Source organism: Pseudomonas sp. ADAK18, assembly GCF_012935695.1.
In the GTDB taxonomy this organism is placed as follows: domain Bacteria; phylum Pseudomonadota; class Gammaproteobacteria; order Pseudomonadales; family Pseudomonadaceae; genus Aquipseudomonas.
In genome coordinates, this window is record NZ_CP052859.1 from 1,231,154 (window position 1) to 1,247,916 (window position 16,763).

The 16,763-nt window shown below is 57.2% G+C and carries 18 protein-coding genes; 10 read left to right on the forward strand and 8 right to left on the reverse strand.

Annotated features, from left to right (window positions below; all coding sequences use genetic code 11):
• Positions 1-3: 3 nt before the first annotated feature.
• Genes HKK55_RS05705 through HKK55_RS05715 form a run of 3 tightly spaced genes read right to left on the reverse strand, consistent with a single transcriptional unit; the run spans position 4 to position 3,473 of the window.
• Entirely contained in the window at positions 4-1,806 is a 1,803-nt protein-coding gene (locus HKK55_RS05705) for a Gldg family protein (protein ID WP_169353741.1), read from the reverse strand.
• 15 nt (positions 1,807-1,821) lie between these two features.
• Entirely contained in the window at positions 1,822-2,550 is a 729-nt protein-coding gene (locus HKK55_RS05710; protein WP_169353742.1) for an ABC transporter permease, read from the reverse strand.
• Positions 2,547-3,473 carry an ABC transporter ATP-binding protein gene (locus HKK55_RS05715; protein ID WP_169353743.1) on the reverse strand — a complete coding sequence of 309 codons (927 nt, stop codon included), beginning with the start codon at positions 3,471-3,473 and terminating at the stop codon, positions 2,547-2,549. Before HKK55_RS05715 ends, HKK55_RS05710 begins: the two co-directional genes overlap by 4 nt.
• 295 nt (positions 3,474-3,768) lie before the next feature.
• Between HKK55_RS05715 and HKK55_RS05720 the strand changes: the two genes are divergently transcribed.
• Positions 3,769-5,019, forward strand: coding sequence for a hypothetical protein (locus HKK55_RS05720; protein ID WP_169353744.1), 1,251 nt, complete (start codon positions 3,769-3,771; stop codon positions 5,017-5,019).
• 141 nt (positions 5,020-5,160) lie between these two features.
• Positions 5,161-5,634: a transcription elongation factor GreB gene (gene greB, locus HKK55_RS05725; RefSeq protein ID WP_169353745.1), complete on the forward strand. Its 474-nt coding sequence runs from the start codon at positions 5,161-5,163 to the stop codon at positions 5,632-5,634.
• A 46-nt stretch (positions 5,635-5,680) separates the two neighbouring features.
• On the opposite strand, the gene HKK55_RS05730 is transcribed toward greB, so the two are convergent.
• The gene (locus tag HKK55_RS05730) at positions 5,681-8,191 is read right to left on the reverse strand and encodes an ABC transporter permease (RefSeq protein WP_169353746.1); all 2,511 of its coding nucleotides are present in this window, start codon (positions 8,189-8,191) and stop codon (positions 5,681-5,683) included.
• Positions 8,191-8,874, reverse strand: coding sequence for an ABC transporter ATP-binding protein (locus tag HKK55_RS05735; protein ID WP_169353747.1), 684 nt, complete (start codon positions 8,872-8,874; stop codon positions 8,191-8,193). Before HKK55_RS05735 ends, HKK55_RS05730 begins: the two co-directional genes overlap by 1 nt.
• Before the next feature lie 10 nt (positions 8,875-8,884).
• Here HKK55_RS05735 and HKK55_RS05740 point away from each other — a divergent pair, with 10 nt between their 5' ends.
• From HKK55_RS05740 to HKK55_RS05750, 3 genes are all read left to right on the forward strand, one after another.
• Positions 8,885-9,490 (forward strand): arylesterase, encoded by a 606-nt coding sequence (locus HKK55_RS05740; RefSeq protein ID WP_169353748.1) that lies wholly within the window; start codon positions 8,885-8,887, stop codon positions 9,488-9,490.
• Between the two features lie 58 nt (positions 9,491-9,548).
• Complete coding sequence (locus HKK55_RS05745; RefSeq protein ID WP_003218723.1) at positions 9,549-9,842, forward strand: hypothetical protein; 294 nt, start codon at positions 9,549-9,551, stop codon at positions 9,840-9,842.
• A gap of 71 nt (positions 9,843-9,913) precedes the next feature.
• Complete coding sequence (locus HKK55_RS05750; protein ID WP_169353749.1) at positions 9,914-10,882, forward strand: L,D-transpeptidase family protein; 969 nt, start codon at positions 9,914-9,916, stop codon at positions 10,880-10,882.
• A 136-nt stretch (positions 10,883-11,018) separates the two neighbouring features.
• On the opposite strand, the gene oprI is transcribed toward HKK55_RS05750, so the two are convergent.
• Positions 11,019-11,270, reverse strand: coding sequence for an outer membrane lipoprotei OprI (gene oprI / locus HKK55_RS05755; protein WP_003172710.1), 252 nt, complete (start codon positions 11,268-11,270; stop codon positions 11,019-11,021).
• Positions 11,271-11,884: 614 nt separating this feature from the next.
• On the opposite strand from oprI, the gene HKK55_RS05760 reads away from it, so the two are divergent.
• Entirely contained in the window at positions 11,885-12,166 is a 282-nt protein-coding gene (locus HKK55_RS05760; protein ID WP_155584405.1) for a GNAT family N-acetyltransferase, read from the forward strand.
• A gap of 80 nt (positions 12,167-12,246) precedes the next feature.
• On the opposite strand, the gene HKK55_RS05765 is transcribed toward HKK55_RS05760, so the two are convergent.
• Both HKK55_RS05765 and HKK55_RS05770 read right to left on the reverse strand, forming a co-directional pair.
• Complete coding sequence (locus HKK55_RS05765; protein WP_155584338.1) at positions 12,247-13,323, reverse strand: 3-deoxy-7-phosphoheptulonate synthase; 1,077 nt, start codon at positions 13,321-13,323, stop codon at positions 12,247-12,249.
• Between the two features lie 132 nt (positions 13,324-13,455).
• Positions 13,456-13,902, reverse strand: coding sequence for a PilZ domain-containing protein (locus tag HKK55_RS05770; RefSeq protein WP_169353750.1), 447 nt, complete (start codon positions 13,900-13,902; stop codon positions 13,456-13,458).
• Between HKK55_RS05770 and HKK55_RS05775 the strand changes: the two genes are divergently transcribed.
• The 4 genes from HKK55_RS05775 (at position 13,901) to HKK55_RS05790 (ending at position 16,749) form a co-directional block, all read left to right on the forward strand.
• Complete coding sequence (locus HKK55_RS05775) at positions 13,901-14,287, forward strand: thioredoxin (RefSeq protein ID WP_169353751.1); 387 nt, start codon at positions 13,901-13,903, stop codon at positions 14,285-14,287. The genes HKK55_RS05770 and HKK55_RS05775 overlap by 2 nt on opposite strands.
• Complete coding sequence (locus HKK55_RS05780) at positions 14,284-15,246, forward strand: putative 2-dehydropantoate 2-reductase (RefSeq protein ID WP_169353752.1); 963 nt, start codon at positions 14,284-14,286, stop codon at positions 15,244-15,246. The genes HKK55_RS05775 and HKK55_RS05780 overlap by 4 nt, the downstream gene beginning before the upstream one ends.
• Positions 15,247-15,260: 14 nt before the next feature.
• Positions 15,261-16,178 (forward strand): 5'-nucleotidase, encoded by a 918-nt coding sequence (locus tag HKK55_RS05785; protein ID WP_155584342.1) that lies wholly within the window; start codon positions 15,261-15,263, stop codon positions 16,176-16,178.
• Between the two features lie 70 nt (positions 16,179-16,248).
• Complete coding sequence (locus HKK55_RS05790) at positions 16,249-16,749, forward strand: universal stress protein (RefSeq protein ID WP_169353753.1); 501 nt, start codon at positions 16,249-16,251, stop codon at positions 16,747-16,749.
• Positions 16,750-16,763: the final 14 nt, after the last annotated feature.

Sequence of the window (16,763 nt, forward strand, 5' to 3'; positions counted from 1 at the left end):
GTCTCAGTAATGGATCGCCGAGGGTGGGAACTGACGATATCGGCGGGACAGGAAAACACCCAGGGCTATCAGGCTGAGTATCAGCGGTAGCGTAACGGTGTTGAGCAGTTTTACGTTTCGCTCCAAAGCGTAGACCTTCGCGTAGGCCTGAATTTTTAATGCGTGAAGCTCCATGGGTAAGCGCAGACGTTCTTTGTTGAGCGCTTGCAGCAGCGGGTTTGGTGTGACCACTCCTGTACTGAATGACGGCAGTTGGAGGGATTGCCATTCCTTTTCCGTCTGGTCCAGGCGCAGCTCCAGTGCGGCAGATTTTTCACGGTAATCCTGCGCAGCGTCGTTGCGTAACTTCTCCAGTACCAGCAGTGGTCGGCGGATGCCTGCATGGGGCCGAATGTTCATCAGCGTATCGGGACCGGAAAGGTTGTCCAATGTATTGAGGACAAACCTCGCATTACCTGAATACGTGATGCTTTTCCCATTGCGGTCCTGTATCGCGCTCCATACACGGTCGCTGAGCAGGTCGGTGTCGGCGATCACCACCACATGAATGTGGGCCGCTTTTTGCAAACCGGTATTCTGGACGTTGGTATCACCCGCAAATGCTGAGTACGCAGGCCCCTGAATACGGGCGGCGATGACATGGCGTTGTCCGCGAGTTGTGGCCTCGTTGTTCAATGAGTCAAATTCGGTTGGGCTGGCGAAGCGGCCAGCATCAAACAGGGCTGCTTGGCCCGAGCTTTGGAGCAGGGGAGTGAAGGTGGTACGGCTCTTTTTAAGCGCAATAAGTGCGCCACTGCTTAACACCGTCACAGTGCCCAGCTTCCAGGTGCTGACGTCGTTCTGTGCCATTGCCTGGCGCGGCAAGGTAAGTGCTGCCGGATGGCGGATGGGTGGATGCCCGTCGGTGAGAACAACCGGGGTGGCGTAGAGGCGATCGGCGAGTACTTTATGAGCAGGCATCTGCAGCCCCCAAGCGGTCAACATTCCTGGCAGGTTCGAGTATTTGTCTGATGTTTCTGGGCTGGTGTCCAGTTCGCTCAACGGATCAATAAATAACATCAGCTTGCCACCGCCCTGTACAAACTGGTCAATGGCATACAAGGTTCGATCGGGTAATCGTTTGGGATGAACCAGCATCAGGGTTTTAACATGATCGGGAATCTGTTCGATATCGTTCGCCAGGCTCATCAGGTTGAAGTGCCGACGAATCTCCTGGAGTAATCGCCAGGGAGGCGAGGTTGTTCGGTTATGCTCATCCCGTTCGCCATCCATCGGCAGCCCTGATATCAGGCCTATAACGGCTTGTTCGGGATGGGTCACCTTGGAGATCAGATGGCTGATCTCATACTCCAGTAACGACTCCTGACCGGGGCTGAAGGACTCGATTTTTTGTGCAGCATTGTTCGCATTGACCCCGACAAGGCCGAAGAACCCTTGCTTGCCGTCCAGGCCCAATAGCTTGGCTTTGTATTCATCCTCGGAAAAAGGCATGGGATCGATAAGGTGCAATCTGATTTTGCCATTTGCGGCTTTTTCGTACTCTTTGAGCAGTGTCTCGACATCCCTACCGTAACGCTCCAACACGGCGCTCTTTTGAGGGTGTTTTCTCGAGTTGAAAAAGTACAGATCCATGGAGTGCTCGAGTGTGGCGAGCATGGTGTTGGTGGGTTCGGACAGCGTGTGGATTTTTTGCTCTGACAGGTACAGCCGGGTATTGGGGAGTTTCAGTGCCCATACCAGATTGAAAGCGAGAAAGAGTAATAGTGTGACGATAAGTGTGATGGCGATGCTTATGAGAGGTTTCATCGAGGTCTTTCCTTCTCAGCCTTTTTTTTTAAATTTCAGGGTGACGATTGTTGCGACGAGAAACGCAAGAATCATGCTGAGGAAGTACGAAAGGTCTTGCAGTGTCAGAACGCCGTTACCGATCGTGTCAAAGCGCGCCGATGGACTTAGAGAAATTAAATTTTCGATAATCCAGGCCGGGGTGTGATAGTCAAAGGCATCGAGAATAGATGACAGTCCGCTGGCTGTAAGCAGCAAGCAAAGAGTTAAAGTAAAGATAATGAATCGGTGGCAGGTCAGTGCACAGATAAAGCAACCTCCCGCCAGATAAGCACCTGCTAATAACCAGCTCCCGAAGAACTGTATTGCAATGGTTTCATTCTCGGGGAGTCCTAAGTAGTTGACGGTAATAACCGTTGGGAATGTTAATAGCAGGGCTAATCCTGAAATCGTCCAGGCCGCGAAAAATTTTCCGAGTGCCAGTTCGAAAACGTTTATGGGTAAGGTGTTCAGGAAGTCGAGTGCGCCTTCTTTTCCTTCATCTGACCAAAGTTGTGTGCAAAGTACGGGAATAAGGAAAAGATAAAGCCAAGGGTGAAACCGGAAAAAAGGGTACAGGTCGGTACTGTCATGTTCCAGAAATGTGCCTAGCTGAAAGCCAGCAATAGTGGACACCAGTAAGAAAGCTGCAATACAGAGATAAGTGGCAGGTGAAGAAAAGTAACTGCCAAGCTGTCGCTTGAATATGACGGGTAACAGTTTCAATTTGAGGCCTCTTGGCTCAGGTGGTGAACCACATCATTCAAGCGTCCAGGCTCCACCTGCAGCGAGTTGATTTTCCAGCGACGGTTGGCAATCAATGTGTTGATATGGGGATAGATAATTTGGCCTGGCATTGCCAGTACTGTCACGGTGCCTGGCGTATGCCGGTGCTCCTCGATTCCTGCAACACCCGGCAGCACGGCTAGCGCGAGTAGATCCAGTGGACCATCGACTGTCAGGGTGACTGCCTGAAAATGGCGGGAGCTGTGCTTCAGTGCTGACACAGGCAGGTCTGCCATTAAGCGACCGTCAGCGATGATCAACGCGCGGTCGCAGATACAGGCAACTTCTTCGGGGTTACGGGAGGCAATGATGACGCTCATCTCGCTCGCCAACGAGGTGATGAGGGTCCTGATGTTGTGTTTTTGATGGGGCGCGAGGCCCTCGGTGGGTTCATCCAGCAACAATAAGGCCGGATCATGAAGGATGGCTTGGGCGATCGCTACTTGGCGTTTCAGTCCTGCAGGCAGGGTATCAATGCAGTATTTGAGGGTGCGCCTGAGGTCCAGTCGGTCGACCGCGCGGTCCACCATTTTGCGTTTGTTTTTGCCATGGAACCCACGAACGTCAGCAATAAAATCAAGAAAGACCTTCACCGTAATTGAGTGATGACTACTCAAGGTTTCTGGTTGGTAGCCTATTATCTTTTTTGCCTGTAGAGGCTGAAGGCCTAGATCAATTCCAAATATACTTATATGGCCAGAGGAGGGGGCGAGCGCTCCTGATAGCATTTTCATCATTGTTGTTTTACCTGCGCCGTCATGTCCGAGCAGTCCCAGGCTTTCTTTATGTTCGCCACGAAAAGAAATATCTTTTATAACGCTTCTTCTACTAATGGTTTTTGTTAGGTTTGTTATCTCTATCATTATATTTTTCTGTTGGGTAGGTGCACTGGATGGGGGGCGATCCGGGTGAAACGTTGGCGTTATGAAAAATAAAGGCTTGAAAAGTTGCGGTCAGCAGGCGCCGTGTATTGGGGTTGCAAAAATGGTACGTTCAAAGTCGGGCGTTGGATATGCCGGAAAAGCTAAATAGGATAATCCCTACGTACAAGCAGGTTAATCATTGAGATGATTAGGCTGTTTCGGCTGACTTTTACTGTTGATTTGGTGTTTTATATGGGTTTTAAGTTCTAATAATTTAAAAGGGAACCTGATTTTCATGATGCTTTTACGCACTCTTGTTCTTGAACGATCTGGTCAGGACACTCCGGTTAATGGTGCGCTGCTTTGTGGCTTTTCCGTAGCTCAGGTCTCATCGAACTTTCTGGCCTATAGCCTGGATGAAGAGACGGAGCCCGGCAGTTCACGGGTATACATTGCAGCGTTACGTAAGAAGTCTGAACGGTATTTTTTGGGAGGAATTGATTCCAAGAGCGACTTGCAGGTAGCGATGCAAGTTTTCAAGCAAATCCTTACGTTGGCTGCCGGGCCTGGTAGTAAGCCGGGAAGCGTATCGGAGCCCCAGATTCCCTACCATTTTGTTGATTTGAAGGGGTGCAAGCTGCCGCCGGCGCGTCCAGAGGACCACCACTCGTTGACGATCAAAAAGACGCTAGTGATGAAAGTGATCACACTAGGGACTTCGGTACCGGGTTTGCCAGCTATCGAAAGTACCTCGTTGATTGTCCCTTCGATTCGTTTTTCCTCACACATGGTGGCTCCACCCAGGGCCTTGAGACAAATCGAGCCGGAGTCATGCGAGACGCTGTTACAGGCCCCTGCTGTTGCACCTGTAGCGCAGCAACTTGCTGAGTCTGCGCAGCAAGTGCACGTTGAACCAATGTTGCAAACGGTGTTGGAAGAGTCCTTTCCCGTGACTTTGCATCCTGTGCCGGACCAGCAGGCGAGGGAAGCGCCCGAGCGTGAAACTGCACCGGTTCCTCCTGTCGAGGAGGAGCGGGTATCGCTCTTTGAGGTGGACAATACGCTGACCAATCTTGCTCGGGTGGCTCAAGAACTGACGCAGCAGAAAAATACTGTACTCAAGCAGGAGGAAGAGCTTGCTCAGTCTCGCAGTCTGTTGCAGCAGGAAAAAGCCAGTTGGGAGCTAACGAAGCAACAGGAGGCCGGTCGAGCCTCCGAAAAAGAGCTCGCTCTGCAACAGCAGGCCCAGATGTTGAATACTCGTGAAGAGCAATTGCAGGGGCGTGCTGAGGGGCAACAGGCGCAACAGCACCGGCTGGAAGAGTGGGTGCGCGATCTGGAGCGTCAAGCCATTGAGTCACACAGTCACGACCTGGCAGTCCGTCATAGGGAGGAGCAATTGGCCGTAGGGCTGTCGCACTTATCCCGTTTCAGGGCTGGCCTCAGGGAGGTGCTCCATAATGTGGATGAAGTGCTCGGCGCTGGTCATGACCAGGACGGGAGTGTAGAGCCGCAACCTCAAGCTGATGGAGAGGCGCCTGTGTAACGGTTGGGTGAGCCAAGTCTGGCTACTTTCCCCCGTTCATTTATCATCGACGCCAGTCAACTGAAGTCAGACGATTGTGGTCTTCTGCTTGATATCGCAATGTGTCCGAATAAAGGGAAATTTCCAGGGGATGTATAGCTTTTGAGTACCAAGCTGATTACCAAAGAAGGTCATGAAGCGCTAAAGAAAGAGCTTGATTACCTGTGGCGAGAAAAGCGCCCCGATACCACCCGTAAAGTGACGTGGGCTGCCTCATTGGGGGACAGAAGCGAAAACGCGGATTATCAGTACAACAAGAAACTGTTGCGCGAGATTGATCGTCGGGTGCGTTACTTGCGCAAGCGCCTGGAGGACATGCGCGTGGTCGAGTACATGCCCGAGCAGGAAGGCCGGGTGTTTTTCGGCGCCTGGGTGGACATTGAAAACGAGCAGGGCGAGACCAAGCGCTTTCGCATCGTCGGCTACGACGAAATTTACGAGCGCATGGACTACATCTCCATCGACTCGCCCATGGCCAGGGCGTTGCTCCGAAAGGAAGTGGATGACGAAGCCATGGTGCAGACCCCCAGTGGCGAGGTGTGCTGGTGGATTACTGCTATCGAGTATGTGAAGTAGGCATTGATGGCCCGCGCTCCGCGTCGCGAGCGGGCCATCAGTTTTTTCAGCCTTCGCGCAACACGGTCAATGGGCTGGCATTCAAGGCCCGCCGTGTACCGAATACGCCGGCACCGCCAATCAGCACCGCACCGATGACGGGAAGAACCAGCAGCCACGGGTGAGGGTGCCAGGGCAGGTCAAAGGCGTAGCGGTACAACACCAGGGTTACCAACTCCGTCCCCAGCGCTGCCAGCAAGCCGCTGACAGCCCCCAGCAATCCGAACTCGATACGCCGAGCCGTGACCAGCAACTTGCGCTCGGCCCCCAGGGCGCGCAGCAAGGCGCCTTGACGGATACGTTCATCCAGGGTGGCCTGCAGGCCGGAGAACAGCACCGCCATTCCCGCTGCCAGCACAAACAACAGCACATACTCCACTGCCAGGGTGACCTGGGCCAGAATGCTGCGCAGTTGGGCAAGCAGCGCCTCGACCTGCAGGATAGTCACTGCCGGGAAGGCCCGGGACAGGTCGACGATCTGCTGGTCATGGCCGGCTGCCAGGTAAAAACTGGTCAAGTAGGTGGCTGGCAGGTCTTTCAGGGTTCCCGGCTGGAAGATCATGAAGAAGTTGGGCTGGAAGTTGTCCCAGTTGATCTCTCGCAGGCTGGTGACCCGCGCTTCGCGGTTTTCCCCACCCACGGTGAAAACCAGGTGATCGTTGAGTTTCAGCTTCAGGCTTTCGGCAACCTTGGCCTCCACCGAAACACCGGGAACATCGTCGGTCGGTTGCGCCGACCACCAGGAACCGGCTGTAAGGCTATTGCCCGGTGGCAGGTCGGCGGCCCAGGTAAGGCTCAAGTCGCGCTGGATCGCGCGATCACCGCTAGAATCCTTGCTGACAAGTTCCTGTACCGGCTTGCCATTGATACTGATCAGACGGCCCGGCACCACGGGATACAAGGGGGCCGCCTGTGCCTGCAATTCCAGCAGGCGCGCGCCGAAGGCGTCCTTGTCTGCTGGCAGGATGTTCAAGGCAAAGTAATTGGGAGCGTCCTTGGGGAGCTGGTTTTGCCAGGTGTCCAGCAGTTCGCCCCGCAGCAACGCGATTAGCCCCATGGCGAGCAGGATCAGGCCAAATGCCAGGGATTGTCCGGCTGCCGCCAGAGGATGGCGCAGCAACTGCCCCAGCCCAAGGCGCCAGGGCAGGGATGCTCGGGCCAGCAACCGCCGCAGGCTTTGCAACAGCAGCAGGAGCAGGCCGCCAAGGATCAGCGCAGCCAACACACCACCGCCGAGCAGGGCGAAGGTCAGCACCAGGTCCAGGCTCAAGCGCCACATGATCAGGCCCAGGGCGAACAGTGCCGCACCATAGACCATCCAGGTGCTGGAAGGGATTGGCAACAGGTCGCGCCGCAATACCCGCAGTGGTGGCACTCGACCCAACGCCGCCAGCGGCGGCAGGGCAAAGCCGGCGAGGGCGACCAATCCGGTGCCGATCCCTGCGACGGCGGGTAACAGGCCACCTGGCGGAACGTCCGCGGGTAGCAGGTCATGCAGCAGATAAAACAGTCCCAACTGCGCCAGCCAGCCGAGCAGGGCACCTGTAAGGCTGGCCAGAAGCCCCAGCACGGTCAGTTGCAGGCTGAACAACAACATCGTTTCGCGGCGCGACAAGCCGAGGCAGCGCAGCAACGCACTGGCGTCAAAACGTCGGCTGGCGAAGCGATTCGCCGAGAGTGCCACGGCTACGCCGGACAGCAACACGGCCACCAGGCTGGCCATGTTCAGGTAGCGCTCGGCTTTGCCCAAGGCTCCGCCGATTTGCTGGTTGCCGTCTCGCGCATCCTGCAGGCGCTGGTTGGCAGCGAGACCGGGCTTGACCAGATCGCGATAGGTTTGCAGGGCTGTGCCCACTTGCGGCGCGCGCCAGAGCTCGCGATAGCTGACCCGACTGCCAGGCTGAACCACGCCGGTGGCCTCAAGGTCGGCCAGGTTGATCATCACCCGGGGGGTGAGGCTGTACAGATTGCCGGCGCGATCCGGTTCATAGGTCAATACGCGGCTCATGCGCAGCGTCTTCATGCCGACGTCGATGCTGTCGCCGACCTTCATGGCCAGCGCGGTCAGCAAGCGTGCTTCAACCCACGCCTCGCCGGGTTTTGGACCGCCTCCCAGGGTTTCCTCGCCGAAGGGCTCGGCGGCGCTTTTCAGCTGGCCGCGCAGCGGGTATTGCTCGTTGACGGCCTTGATACTGGATAGCTGGATGCCATTGTCGGTGGCAATGACGCTGGAGAACTCCACGACCCGGGCATGCTCCAGGCCCAGTTCGGTCCCGCTTTTGATTTGTTCGGGCCGGGCTGGCGAGCTGCCTTCCAGTACCAGGTCGGCGCCCAGGAACTCGGTGGCGCGCAACATCATGGCGCCATTCAAGCGCGCTCCGAAGTAACCGATGGCAGTACTGGCGGCGACGGCCACCAGCAAGGCGAAGAACAGTACACGCAACTCGCCGGCGCGGGCGTCGCGCAACAATTGGCGCAGGGCAAGGCTGAACAGGCGCAACAGCGGCAAACGTGCCATCAAGGCTCCAGGGACGCGACCATCAGGCCGGCTTCAAGACGGATCAGACGTCGGCAACGATGGGCCAGGCGCTCGTCGTGGGTCACTAATACCAGGGTCGTGCCGTTTTCCTGGTTCAGTTCGAACAACAGGTCGCTGATGCGCTCGCCGGTGTGGCTGTCGAGGTTGCCGGTGGGTTCATCGGCAAACAGCACGTCCGGTTCGGCGGCGAAGGCCCGGGCAATGGCCACCCGTTGTTGCTCGCCACCTGAGAGCTGGCGCGGTGAGTGGGTCAGGCGCTGGCCCAGACCGACCCGCTCAAGCAGGTGTTTGGCACGCTCGCGGGCGTCCTTGCGGCCGTCCAGCTCCAAGGGCAGCATGACGTTTTCCAGGGCGTTGAGGCTGTCGAGTAACTGGAAGGACTGGAAGACGAAGCCGACGTGTTCGGCGCGGATTCGTGCGCGCTGGTCTTCGTCGAGGGTGCTGAGGGCTTGCCCTGCGAGGGTGACTTCGCCACTGCTGGGCAGGTCGAGGCCGGCCAGCAGGCCCAGGAGGGTGGATTTTCCGGAACCGGAACTGCCGACGATGGCCAGGCTATCGCCCTTGTTCAGTTCCAGGCTCAGTTGGTGCAGGATGGTCAGTTCACCTTCCGCGCTGGGAACCACTTTGCTAAGGTTTCGCGCGGTGAGAATGCTTGCGCCCATGGAGAATCCGATGCGAATGTGGTTTTTGAGTGCTGGCCTGGCCTTGATGTGCATGGCCCAGAACGCAGCGGCGGGTACAGTCCTGATCGTTGGCGATAGTATCAGTGCCGGTTTCGGCCTGGATACCAGCAAAGGGTGGGTCGCATTGCTTGAGCAGCGGCTCAAGAGCGAAGGTTTCGACGACAGAGTAGTCAATGCCTCCATTAGCGGCGACACCAGCGCTGGTGGCCTGGCGCGCCTGCCGGCGGCGCTTGCAGAGCATAAACCGGACCTGGTGATCCTTGAGCTGGGAGGCAATGATGGGCTGCGTGGGCAGCCGCCAGCTCAATTGAAACAAAATCTTGCGTCGATGATCGACCAGTCCAAGGCCGGTGGTGCCAAAGTGCTGCTGCTGGGCATGCAGTTGCCGCCCAACTACGGTCCTAAATACACCACTGCGTTTGCAGAGGTCTATGGCGCGTTAGCCAAGGAAAAACAGATCCCGCTGGTGCCGTTTTTCCTTGAGGGAATCGGTGGGCATCCGGAGCTGATGCAGGCCGATCAATTGCATCCGGCGGTCGGTGCCCAGGGCAAGTTGCTGGAAAATGTCTGGCCGACGCTAAAACCGCTGCTATGACGCTTTTCTAGTAGCGGTCTTTCGGCTAAGGTGGCGCCCCCCCGATTTGGAGCCCTCGATGTCGCGCCCTGCCTGGTCCCTGTTTGCCTATCAACTGATCGAGCCTGACGAGCAGTTGGATTTGTTCGCCTGCCAGGAAGTCCGGGTGCATTTGGTGACGCGTCAACTGGAGTTGGGCGGCTCGATCGATCGCACCCTCTGTGGCACGTTGCTGCCTGCCCAGCCGCGGTGGTCATCGGTGGATCGCTCGATCTTCCAGGACCAGCGTTTGTGCCCGTTATGCCGAGCGATCCTCGAATCCCAGAAGCGCGGCACCCCGCCGATCTGGCCGGAGCTGCGATTCGAGCTTTGAATGTGGGTGCCCGCCGGGCACCCGTGTACAATCAATGTTTACTACCCGTCGATCTGCGAAGGTATTCCCGGATGTTGTCTCGCCTTTCCGCTGTCACCTGCTGCCTGTCTCTCGCCGCGCTTTGCGCAGCTGGTTCTGCTGCAGCCTTGCAGTTACCTTTGCCGCCGCCGGGTGAAGACATTGTCGGCCAGGTCCAGGTGATCAAGGCCAAATACGAAGATACCTTTGCCGATCTGGGCACCACGTACGACCTGGGCTACTCGGAGATGGTTGCGGCCAACCCGGGCGTTGATGCCTGGTTGCCGGGCGCGGGTACCGAAATCGTACTGCCGACGCGTTTCATCCTGCCATCGGGTCCCCGTGAAGGCATTGTGATCAACCTCGCGGAGTACCGGTTGTACTACTACCCCAAGGGCCAGAACGTCGTTTACACCTTCCCGCTGGGGATTGGTCGTGAAGGCTGGGGCTCGCCGATTGCCCACACCAGCATCATCGCCAAGACGCCGAACCCGACCTGGACCCCTCCGGCTTCGATCAAGGCTGAGCACGCCGCCAACGGCGACCCGCTGCCCAACGTGGTGCCAGCCGGCCCTGACAATCCGCTGGGACCTTTCAAGTTCACCCTGGGCACGCCGGGCTACCTGATTCACGGTTCCAATATGAAATTTGGTATCGGTACCCGTACCAGCCACGGCTGCTTCCGCATGTTCAACAACAACGTGCTGGAAATGGCTGGCATGGTGCCGGTGGGTACTTCTGTGCGGATCATCAACGACGCGTACAAGTTTGGCTCAGCCGGTGGCAAGGTCTATCTGGAAGCGCATACACCATTGAACGATGATGGCACGCCGTCGGTGGTGGACAAGCACACTGCGGTGATTAACGCATTGCTCAAACGTGAAGACCTGTCCAATAACCTTCGGGTCAATTGGGATCAGGTGCGTGACGTGGTCGCAGCGGAAGATGGCCTGCCGACGGAAATCGGTGTGCCGGGCGGGGCGCCGATGGTGTCGAGCACGCCGGTCGACTTGCAGCAATAACGCCACAGGATCTACAACCCGTCATGGCCTTGCGCGATGACGGGTTTTTTATTGCCCCTTGTTCTGATACCAGATTGCGGGCAATAAAAAAGCCGATCCAAAAATGGATCGGCTTGATAATAACCCCGAAGGACTATTACTTGCGGCTTGCTTTCTCAAGCATGCGCAGAGCGCGCTCGTTAGCTTCGTCAGCAGTCTGTTGTGCTTTTTGAGCAGCAGCCAGAGCTTCATCAGCTTTACGATAGGCTTCGTCTGCACGAGCCTGGGAGCGAGCTGCTGCGTCTTCAGTTGCAGTCAGACGAGCTTCGGTTTCTTTGGAGACGCTGCTGCAACCGGTAGCCAGAACTGCGGCCAGAGCCAGAGCAGAGAATTTCAGAACGTTGTTCATCGTGTTCCCCTTCAAGGACTTTCTATTAATGGCTACTTTCTCAGAGTGAGCTAATAGCCGGCGTACATACTACCCATTACTTGTAGTAAGTAAACTGACGTAGCGCAAGAAGCAAAAAAAATTCTTGTGCAGAATCTATTTTGGCTAATCTTTTGAGACTTTGTATAAAAATTATCCAATTTTTTGCACTCTGGTGAAAAATGGATCCAGGCTGAAAGGGCCAGCCAGCATGTGTTAAGCCTTGTAAACACAAGTCAATTTATATATCAGCGTTGACACTTTTGTTCAGATTCTCTTTGCACCCGTCGGTATCTTTTGTGCATGTTGAGGTGACTTTAAGAGCGAGTGTTCGTCTCAAGCTTCAACTGCCGGCAATGTTCAGGCCATCGACCTAAGGATGCTCGATTGGCCGTTTCTATGTCCGCCAGCGCGGGAGGATGACGAGTTTGCCTTGAGCAATTACGCGATTGGCGCCTACTATTCCTACGTGCGGGTTGTGAGTGCTGTAAGGCTTTTCTCGTTGTCGAAACCGGCACGGGGTGGCGTAGATGTTCCTTCGCCGGAAAAACATCGGTAAGGTAGGGGTCAGAAACCAAGACCCGCGAGGAGTAGTGATGAGCGAGGCGTTGTCCATCCACCATGACCAGGCTGGTCATCAGTTCGAGACCAATGTGGACGGTCATCGTGCCTACCTGACCTATATGGACCTCGGGAAGCAGACCCTGGATATCTATCGGACATTCGTGCCCAATGCCTTGCGAGGTCGCGGTATTGCCGCTGCGCTCACCGAGGAAGCACTGAAATATGCCGAAGAGGCAGGCTACACGGTGATCCCATCCTGCTCCTACGTGGAGCGCTACATGGAGCGTCACCAGCGTCATGCCGCAAAGCTCTGAGCTTCATAGAGCCGTCGTGAAGTGAGCATCCAAAAAAACGCCGGGCTAAAAGCCCGGCTTTTTTGTGTCCGCGGTCTTTATCAGCCGCGTGTGCGCTTGGGTAGCACGTCTTTGAGCTTGGCGTGCATGCTGCGCAGGGTGTTCTCGGTGGCAGACCAATCGATGCAGGCATCGGTGATCGACACGCCGTATTGCAGGTCGGCCAGGTCCTTTGGAATCGCCTGGCAACCCCAGTTCAGGTGGCTCTCGACCATCAGGCCGATGATCGACTGGTTGCCTTCAAGAATCTGGTTGGCAACGTTTTCCATCACCAGCGGTTGCAGTGCCGGGTCCTTGTTGGAGTTGGCATGGCTGCAGTCGACCATAATGTTCGGCTTGATCTTCGCCTTGTTCAGCGCCTGTTCGCACAGGGCGACACTGACCGAATCATAGTTGGGTTTGCCGTTGCCGCCGCGCAATACCACGTGACCGTAGGCGTTGCCTTTGGTGGTGACGATGGATACACCACCTTCCTGGTTGATCCCCAGGAACCGGTGAGGGCTGGAAACCGACTGCAGGGCGTTGATTGCCACAGTCAGGCCGCCGTCGGTGCCGTTCTTGAAGCCCACGGCCGAGGACAGGCCGGAGGCCATTTCCCGGTGGGTCTGGGATTCGGTGGTGCGCGCACCAATGGCCGACCAACTGATCAGGTCTTGCAGGTACTGCGGGGAGATCGGGTCCAGGGCTTCGGTGGCTGTCGGCAGGCCCATTTCCGCCAGGTCCAGCAGCAACTGACGGCCGATGTGCAGGCCGTCCTGGATTTTGAACGAGTCGTCCAGGTAGGGATCGTTGATCAAGCCTTTCCAGCCGACGGTGGTGCGCGGTTTCTCGAAATAGACACGCATGACCAGATACAAGGTGTCGGACACTTCCGCCGCCAGCACCTTGAGGCGTTCGGCGTACTCGTGGGCGGCCTTGAGGTCGTGGATCGAGCACGGCCCGATGACCACGAACAGGCGGTGGTCGGTGCCGTCGAGAATGTCACGAATGACCTCGCGGCCCTTGGTAACGGTCTGCAGGGCTGCGTCGCTCAAAGGGATTTCGCGCTTGAGCTGATCGGGTGTGATCAGGGTCTCGTTGGATTCGACGTTAAGGTCGTTGATCGGTAAATCAGCCATCGTGTTACTCGTCAGGGTCACGGGTGCCGGCCGCCAGCGATCCCCGTGCGGCGGAGCACAGCATGATTTAAGTGCAAGGGGGGAGGAACCTTAGCGCGTAACCAGCCTGCTCGACAATGGGCAAAGGCCGCTTTAATCCAGCGTTGGCTGTACAAGGGCCTGGTGGAGGGTGTCGTGGGAGAACTCGCCGGCATGGCGTGCGACCCATTCCCGGGCCAAGGCTTCAACACGCTGGGGTGTCGGTTTGGCATCTTGATGCAGGCGGCAGTAGCGTTCAATCTGGCACACCTGTTCGCCCATCCGTGCGCCGAACAAGGCTTGCTCATCGGTAAAGGCAATGCCGACCCGATAGCCGTTTCCATTTTTACGGCACCAAGCGACATAACCGGGATAGCGCGCTGCCGAGCCGAGCGAGGGGATGTGCATCTCGATGGCAGTGCCCTGGCGCCAGGCACGAGGGTAATTGCATGCGACGCCGCCCAGGCCGACAGTGTGCAGCCGTTGGCGGGTAATGCCGGGGTAGGGGCGTTGTGTCAGCTCAACAAAAACATCATCAGGGTGAGGCAAGAAACGACCCATGCACACGGACTCCGAGCACCGTCCAATTGACGGCGGTGGCAGCAGTATAGTGAAGGAACTGGAGTTGACCGATCTGGATATCGATCAGCAATTGTTAGCGTTGCCAGGGACGTCGCTGCTGGTGTTTACCAGTGCCGGTTGTTCCAGCTGTCGTTGGGCGCGTCAGCAATTGCCAGGCTGGAACCTGTCGGTGGACCGAGTGTGCTGGATTGATGCCGGCCACAATGGCGGGGCGGTTGCGCGCTACGGAATTTTTCATTTGCCGGCGTTGTTTGTGGTGTGCGAGGGTCAATTCCACGGGCAATTACAGGCACGCCTGACGGCTCATGATCTTGACGCGGGCGTGCATCAGGCGCTTACACGTACACCAGAGGAATTGCCATGAGCGGAGCAACCACGCAGTCACCACGGATCGGGATTATCGGCACTGGTGCCATCGGGGGCTTTTACGGGTTGATGCTGGCGCGTGCCGGGTTCGACGTGCACTTTTTGTTGCGCAGTGAATACGCGGCGGTGAGTGATCGAGGCCTGCAACTCAATAGTACGGTGTATGGGGCGTTGAGCCTGCATCCGGTCCAGGCTTATGCCAGTGCGGCGGACATGCCGCCGTGCGACTGGCTGCTGGTGGGCACAAAAACCACCGGTAACGTTGAGTTGGCACCCACTATTGCGCAAGTTGCGGCGCCGGATGCCAAGGTGGTGCTACTGCAAAATGGCCTGGATGTCGAAGACAGCCTACGTGAGCATCTGCCGGACTCGCTGCATTTGCTCGGTGGCCTTTGTTATATCTGTGTCCATCGCTCGGGGCCCGGTATCGTCGAGCATCAGGCGATGGGTCGGGTCAATCTCGGTTATCACAGTGGCGCCGCTGCGAATGATGAGGTCAGGCGACAAACGATCGTCGAGGAGGGCGCCGCGCTGTTTCATCAGGCGGGCATCGATTCCCAGGCCATGCCCAACCTGCATCAGGCACGCTGGCATAAACTGGTGTGGAATGTGCCGTATAACGGTCTTTCGGTCTTGCTGGGGGCAGGCACCACTGCATTGATGGCCGACGAGTCCAGCCGTGAACTGATCCAGGCGCTGATGGCCGAAGTGGTGCAAGGCGCGCGAGCGTGTGGCCATGAAATTGCCGCCAGTTATGCCGAGCAGATGTTCACCATGACCGAGAGCCTGACTGACTATTGGCCAAGCATGTACCACGATCATCTGCACAAGCGCCCGCTGGAGCTGGCCGCCATCTATGCTCGACCCTTGGCCGCTGCCAGGGCCGCGGGTTGCGAATTGCCGCGGATGCAGGCGCTCTACCAGGCCTTGAACTTTATTGATCGACGTAACAGCTGATCGGGGGAAACAACATGGCTAAGGGAATGGGCGACAAGCTGGTGCTGGCGATCTCTTCGCGTGCACTGTTTGACCTGAGCGAAAGCCACAAGGTCTACCTGGCGCAAGGTGTAGAGGCTTACCGCAAATATCAGATTGATCATGAGGAGGAAACCCTCGAACCGGGTGACGCCTTTCCTCTGGTTAAAAAACTGCTGAGCCTCAATGCCAGCCTGGGTCGTGCCCGGGTCGAGGTGGTGCTGGTGTCACGCAACAGCGCCGATACCGGTTTGCGCGTGTTCAATTCGATCCAGCACTACGGCCTGGATATTTCCCGTGCTGCGTTCGTCGGTGGGCGTAGTCCCTATCCGTATCTGGCCGCCTTTGGGTGTCATCTGTTTCTGTCCACCCACGCTGACGATGTACGCAGCGCCCTGGATGCCGGGTTTGCTGCGGCGACCATTCTGTCTGGCGGCGCGCGCCGAGCATCTAGTGCGGAATTGCGAATCGCCTTCGACGGCGACGCCGTGCTGTTTTCCGATGAGTCGGAGCGAGTCTATCAATCGGCCGGCCTGGAAGCGTTCCAGGCCAGCGAACGTGAGTCGGCCCGGGAGCCTCTGCGCGGAGGCCCGTTCAAGGGCTTCCTGGCGGCGCTGAACCTGTTGCAGCGTGAGTTTCCTGATGATGCCTGCCCGATCCGTACAGCACTGGTGACGGCGCGTTCGGCACCGTCTCACGAGCGAGTGATTCGCACATTACGCGAGTGGGATATCCGTCTGGATGAGTCTCTGTTCCTGGGTGGCCTGGAAAAGTCGGCGTTTCTTGAGGCCTTTGCCGCCGACGTTTTTTTCGATGATCAGGCCGGTCATTGCGAGAAAGCCAGGGAGGTGGTGGCCACGGGTCACGTTCCCCATGGCATCAGCAACGAGCTGAAAATACACACAGAGAGCTAAGTCCATCGAACTCCCGAAGGCGCTGCTAAGCTGAATCAATCCCCGCCATCCTGGCAGTCCAGGAGGTCCTATGATTGGTTCGATGCTGTATGCCACTGACCTGGGTCTGTATGCGCCTTATGTGATGCAGCATGCATTGGCGCTGGCGCGAACGTTCAACGCCGAGTTGTATGTGATTCATGTGGTGGAGCCCATCGGCCTGTTCGCTGAATCGGTGTTGCAGAGCTACCTTGATGAGCAGGCGTTGAGTGAATGGCAGAGCCAAGGGCTGGCGACGGTGATGGCCAACATCGAGCAGCGGGTGCTGGACAGTCTTCGCGAGGAGCTGGGGGACGGCGAGCAGGACCTCAAGTTGATCCGGTCGGTGCGAGTGATTCAAGGCGATCCTTGCGAGGTGATTCTCGACCAGTCGCAGAAACTCTCGGTGGATTTGTTGATCGTAGGTAGTCATAGCCAGGCCGTCGGGGTGGCAACGCCTCTGGGGCGAACCGCTGCACGGGTGTTGCAGCTGTCGCTGGTGCCGGTGTACCTGGTGCCGCTGTTGCAGCGTCGACGCAGTGATGACGTGTGATTGGTAGGAAAGGA

What these genes read in the sequence shown, in the direction of transcription:
- HKK55_RS05705 (WP_169353741.1), bottom strand. Translation starts at nt 1,806, where the DNA reads ATGAAACCTCTCATAAGCATCGCCATCACACTTATCGTCACACTATTA.
- HKK55_RS05715 (WP_169353743.1), bottom strand. Translation starts at nt 3,473, where the DNA reads ATGATAGAGATAACAAACCTAACAAAAACCATTAGTAGAAGAAGCGTT.
- HKK55_RS05720 (WP_169353744.1), top strand. Translation starts at nt 3,769, where the DNA reads ATGATGCTTTTACGCACTCTTGTTCTTGAACGATCTGGTCAGGACACT.
- HKK55_RS05730 (WP_169353746.1), bottom strand. Translation starts at nt 8,191, where the DNA reads ATGGCACGTTTGCCGCTGTTGCGCCTGTTCAGCCTTGCCCTGCGCCAA.
- HKK55_RS05735 (WP_169353747.1), bottom strand. Translation starts at nt 8,874, where the DNA reads ATGGGCGCAAGCATTCTCACCGCGCGAAACCTTAGCAAAGTGGTTCCC.
- HKK55_RS05740 (WP_169353748.1), top strand. Translation starts at nt 8,885, where the DNA reads ATGCGAATGTGGTTTTTGAGTGCTGGCCTGGCCTTGATGTGCATGGCC.
- HKK55_RS05745 (WP_003218723.1), top strand. Translation starts at nt 9,549, where the DNA reads ATGTCGCGCCCTGCCTGGTCCCTGTTTGCCTATCAACTGATCGAGCCT.
- HKK55_RS05750 (WP_169353749.1), top strand. Translation starts at nt 9,914, where the DNA reads ATGTTGTCTCGCCTTTCCGCTGTCACCTGCTGCCTGTCTCTCGCCGCG.
- oprI (WP_003172710.1), bottom strand. Translation starts at nt 11,270, where the DNA reads ATGAACAACGTTCTGAAATTCTCTGCTCTGGCTCTGGCCGCAGTTCTG.
- HKK55_RS05760 (WP_155584405.1), top strand. Translation starts at nt 11,885, where the DNA reads ATGAGCGAGGCGTTGTCCATCCACCATGACCAGGCTGGTCATCAGTTC.
- HKK55_RS05765 (WP_155584338.1), bottom strand. Translation starts at nt 13,323, where the DNA reads ATGGCTGATTTACCGATCAACGACCTTAACGTCGAATCCAACGAGACC.
- HKK55_RS05775 (WP_169353751.1), top strand. Translation starts at nt 13,901, where the DNA reads ATGCACACGGACTCCGAGCACCGTCCAATTGACGGCGGTGGCAGCAGT.
- HKK55_RS05770 (WP_169353750.1), bottom strand. Translation starts at nt 13,902, where the DNA reads ATGGGTCGTTTCTTGCCTCACCCTGATGATGTTTTTGTTGAGCTGACA.
- HKK55_RS05780 (WP_169353752.1), top strand. Translation starts at nt 14,284, where the DNA reads ATGAGCGGAGCAACCACGCAGTCACCACGGATCGGGATTATCGGCACT.
- HKK55_RS05785 (WP_155584342.1), top strand. Translation starts at nt 15,261, where the DNA reads ATGGCTAAGGGAATGGGCGACAAGCTGGTGCTGGCGATCTCTTCGCGT.
- HKK55_RS05790 (WP_169353753.1), top strand. Translation starts at nt 16,249, where the DNA reads ATGATTGGTTCGATGCTGTATGCCACTGACCTGGGTCTGTATGCGCCT.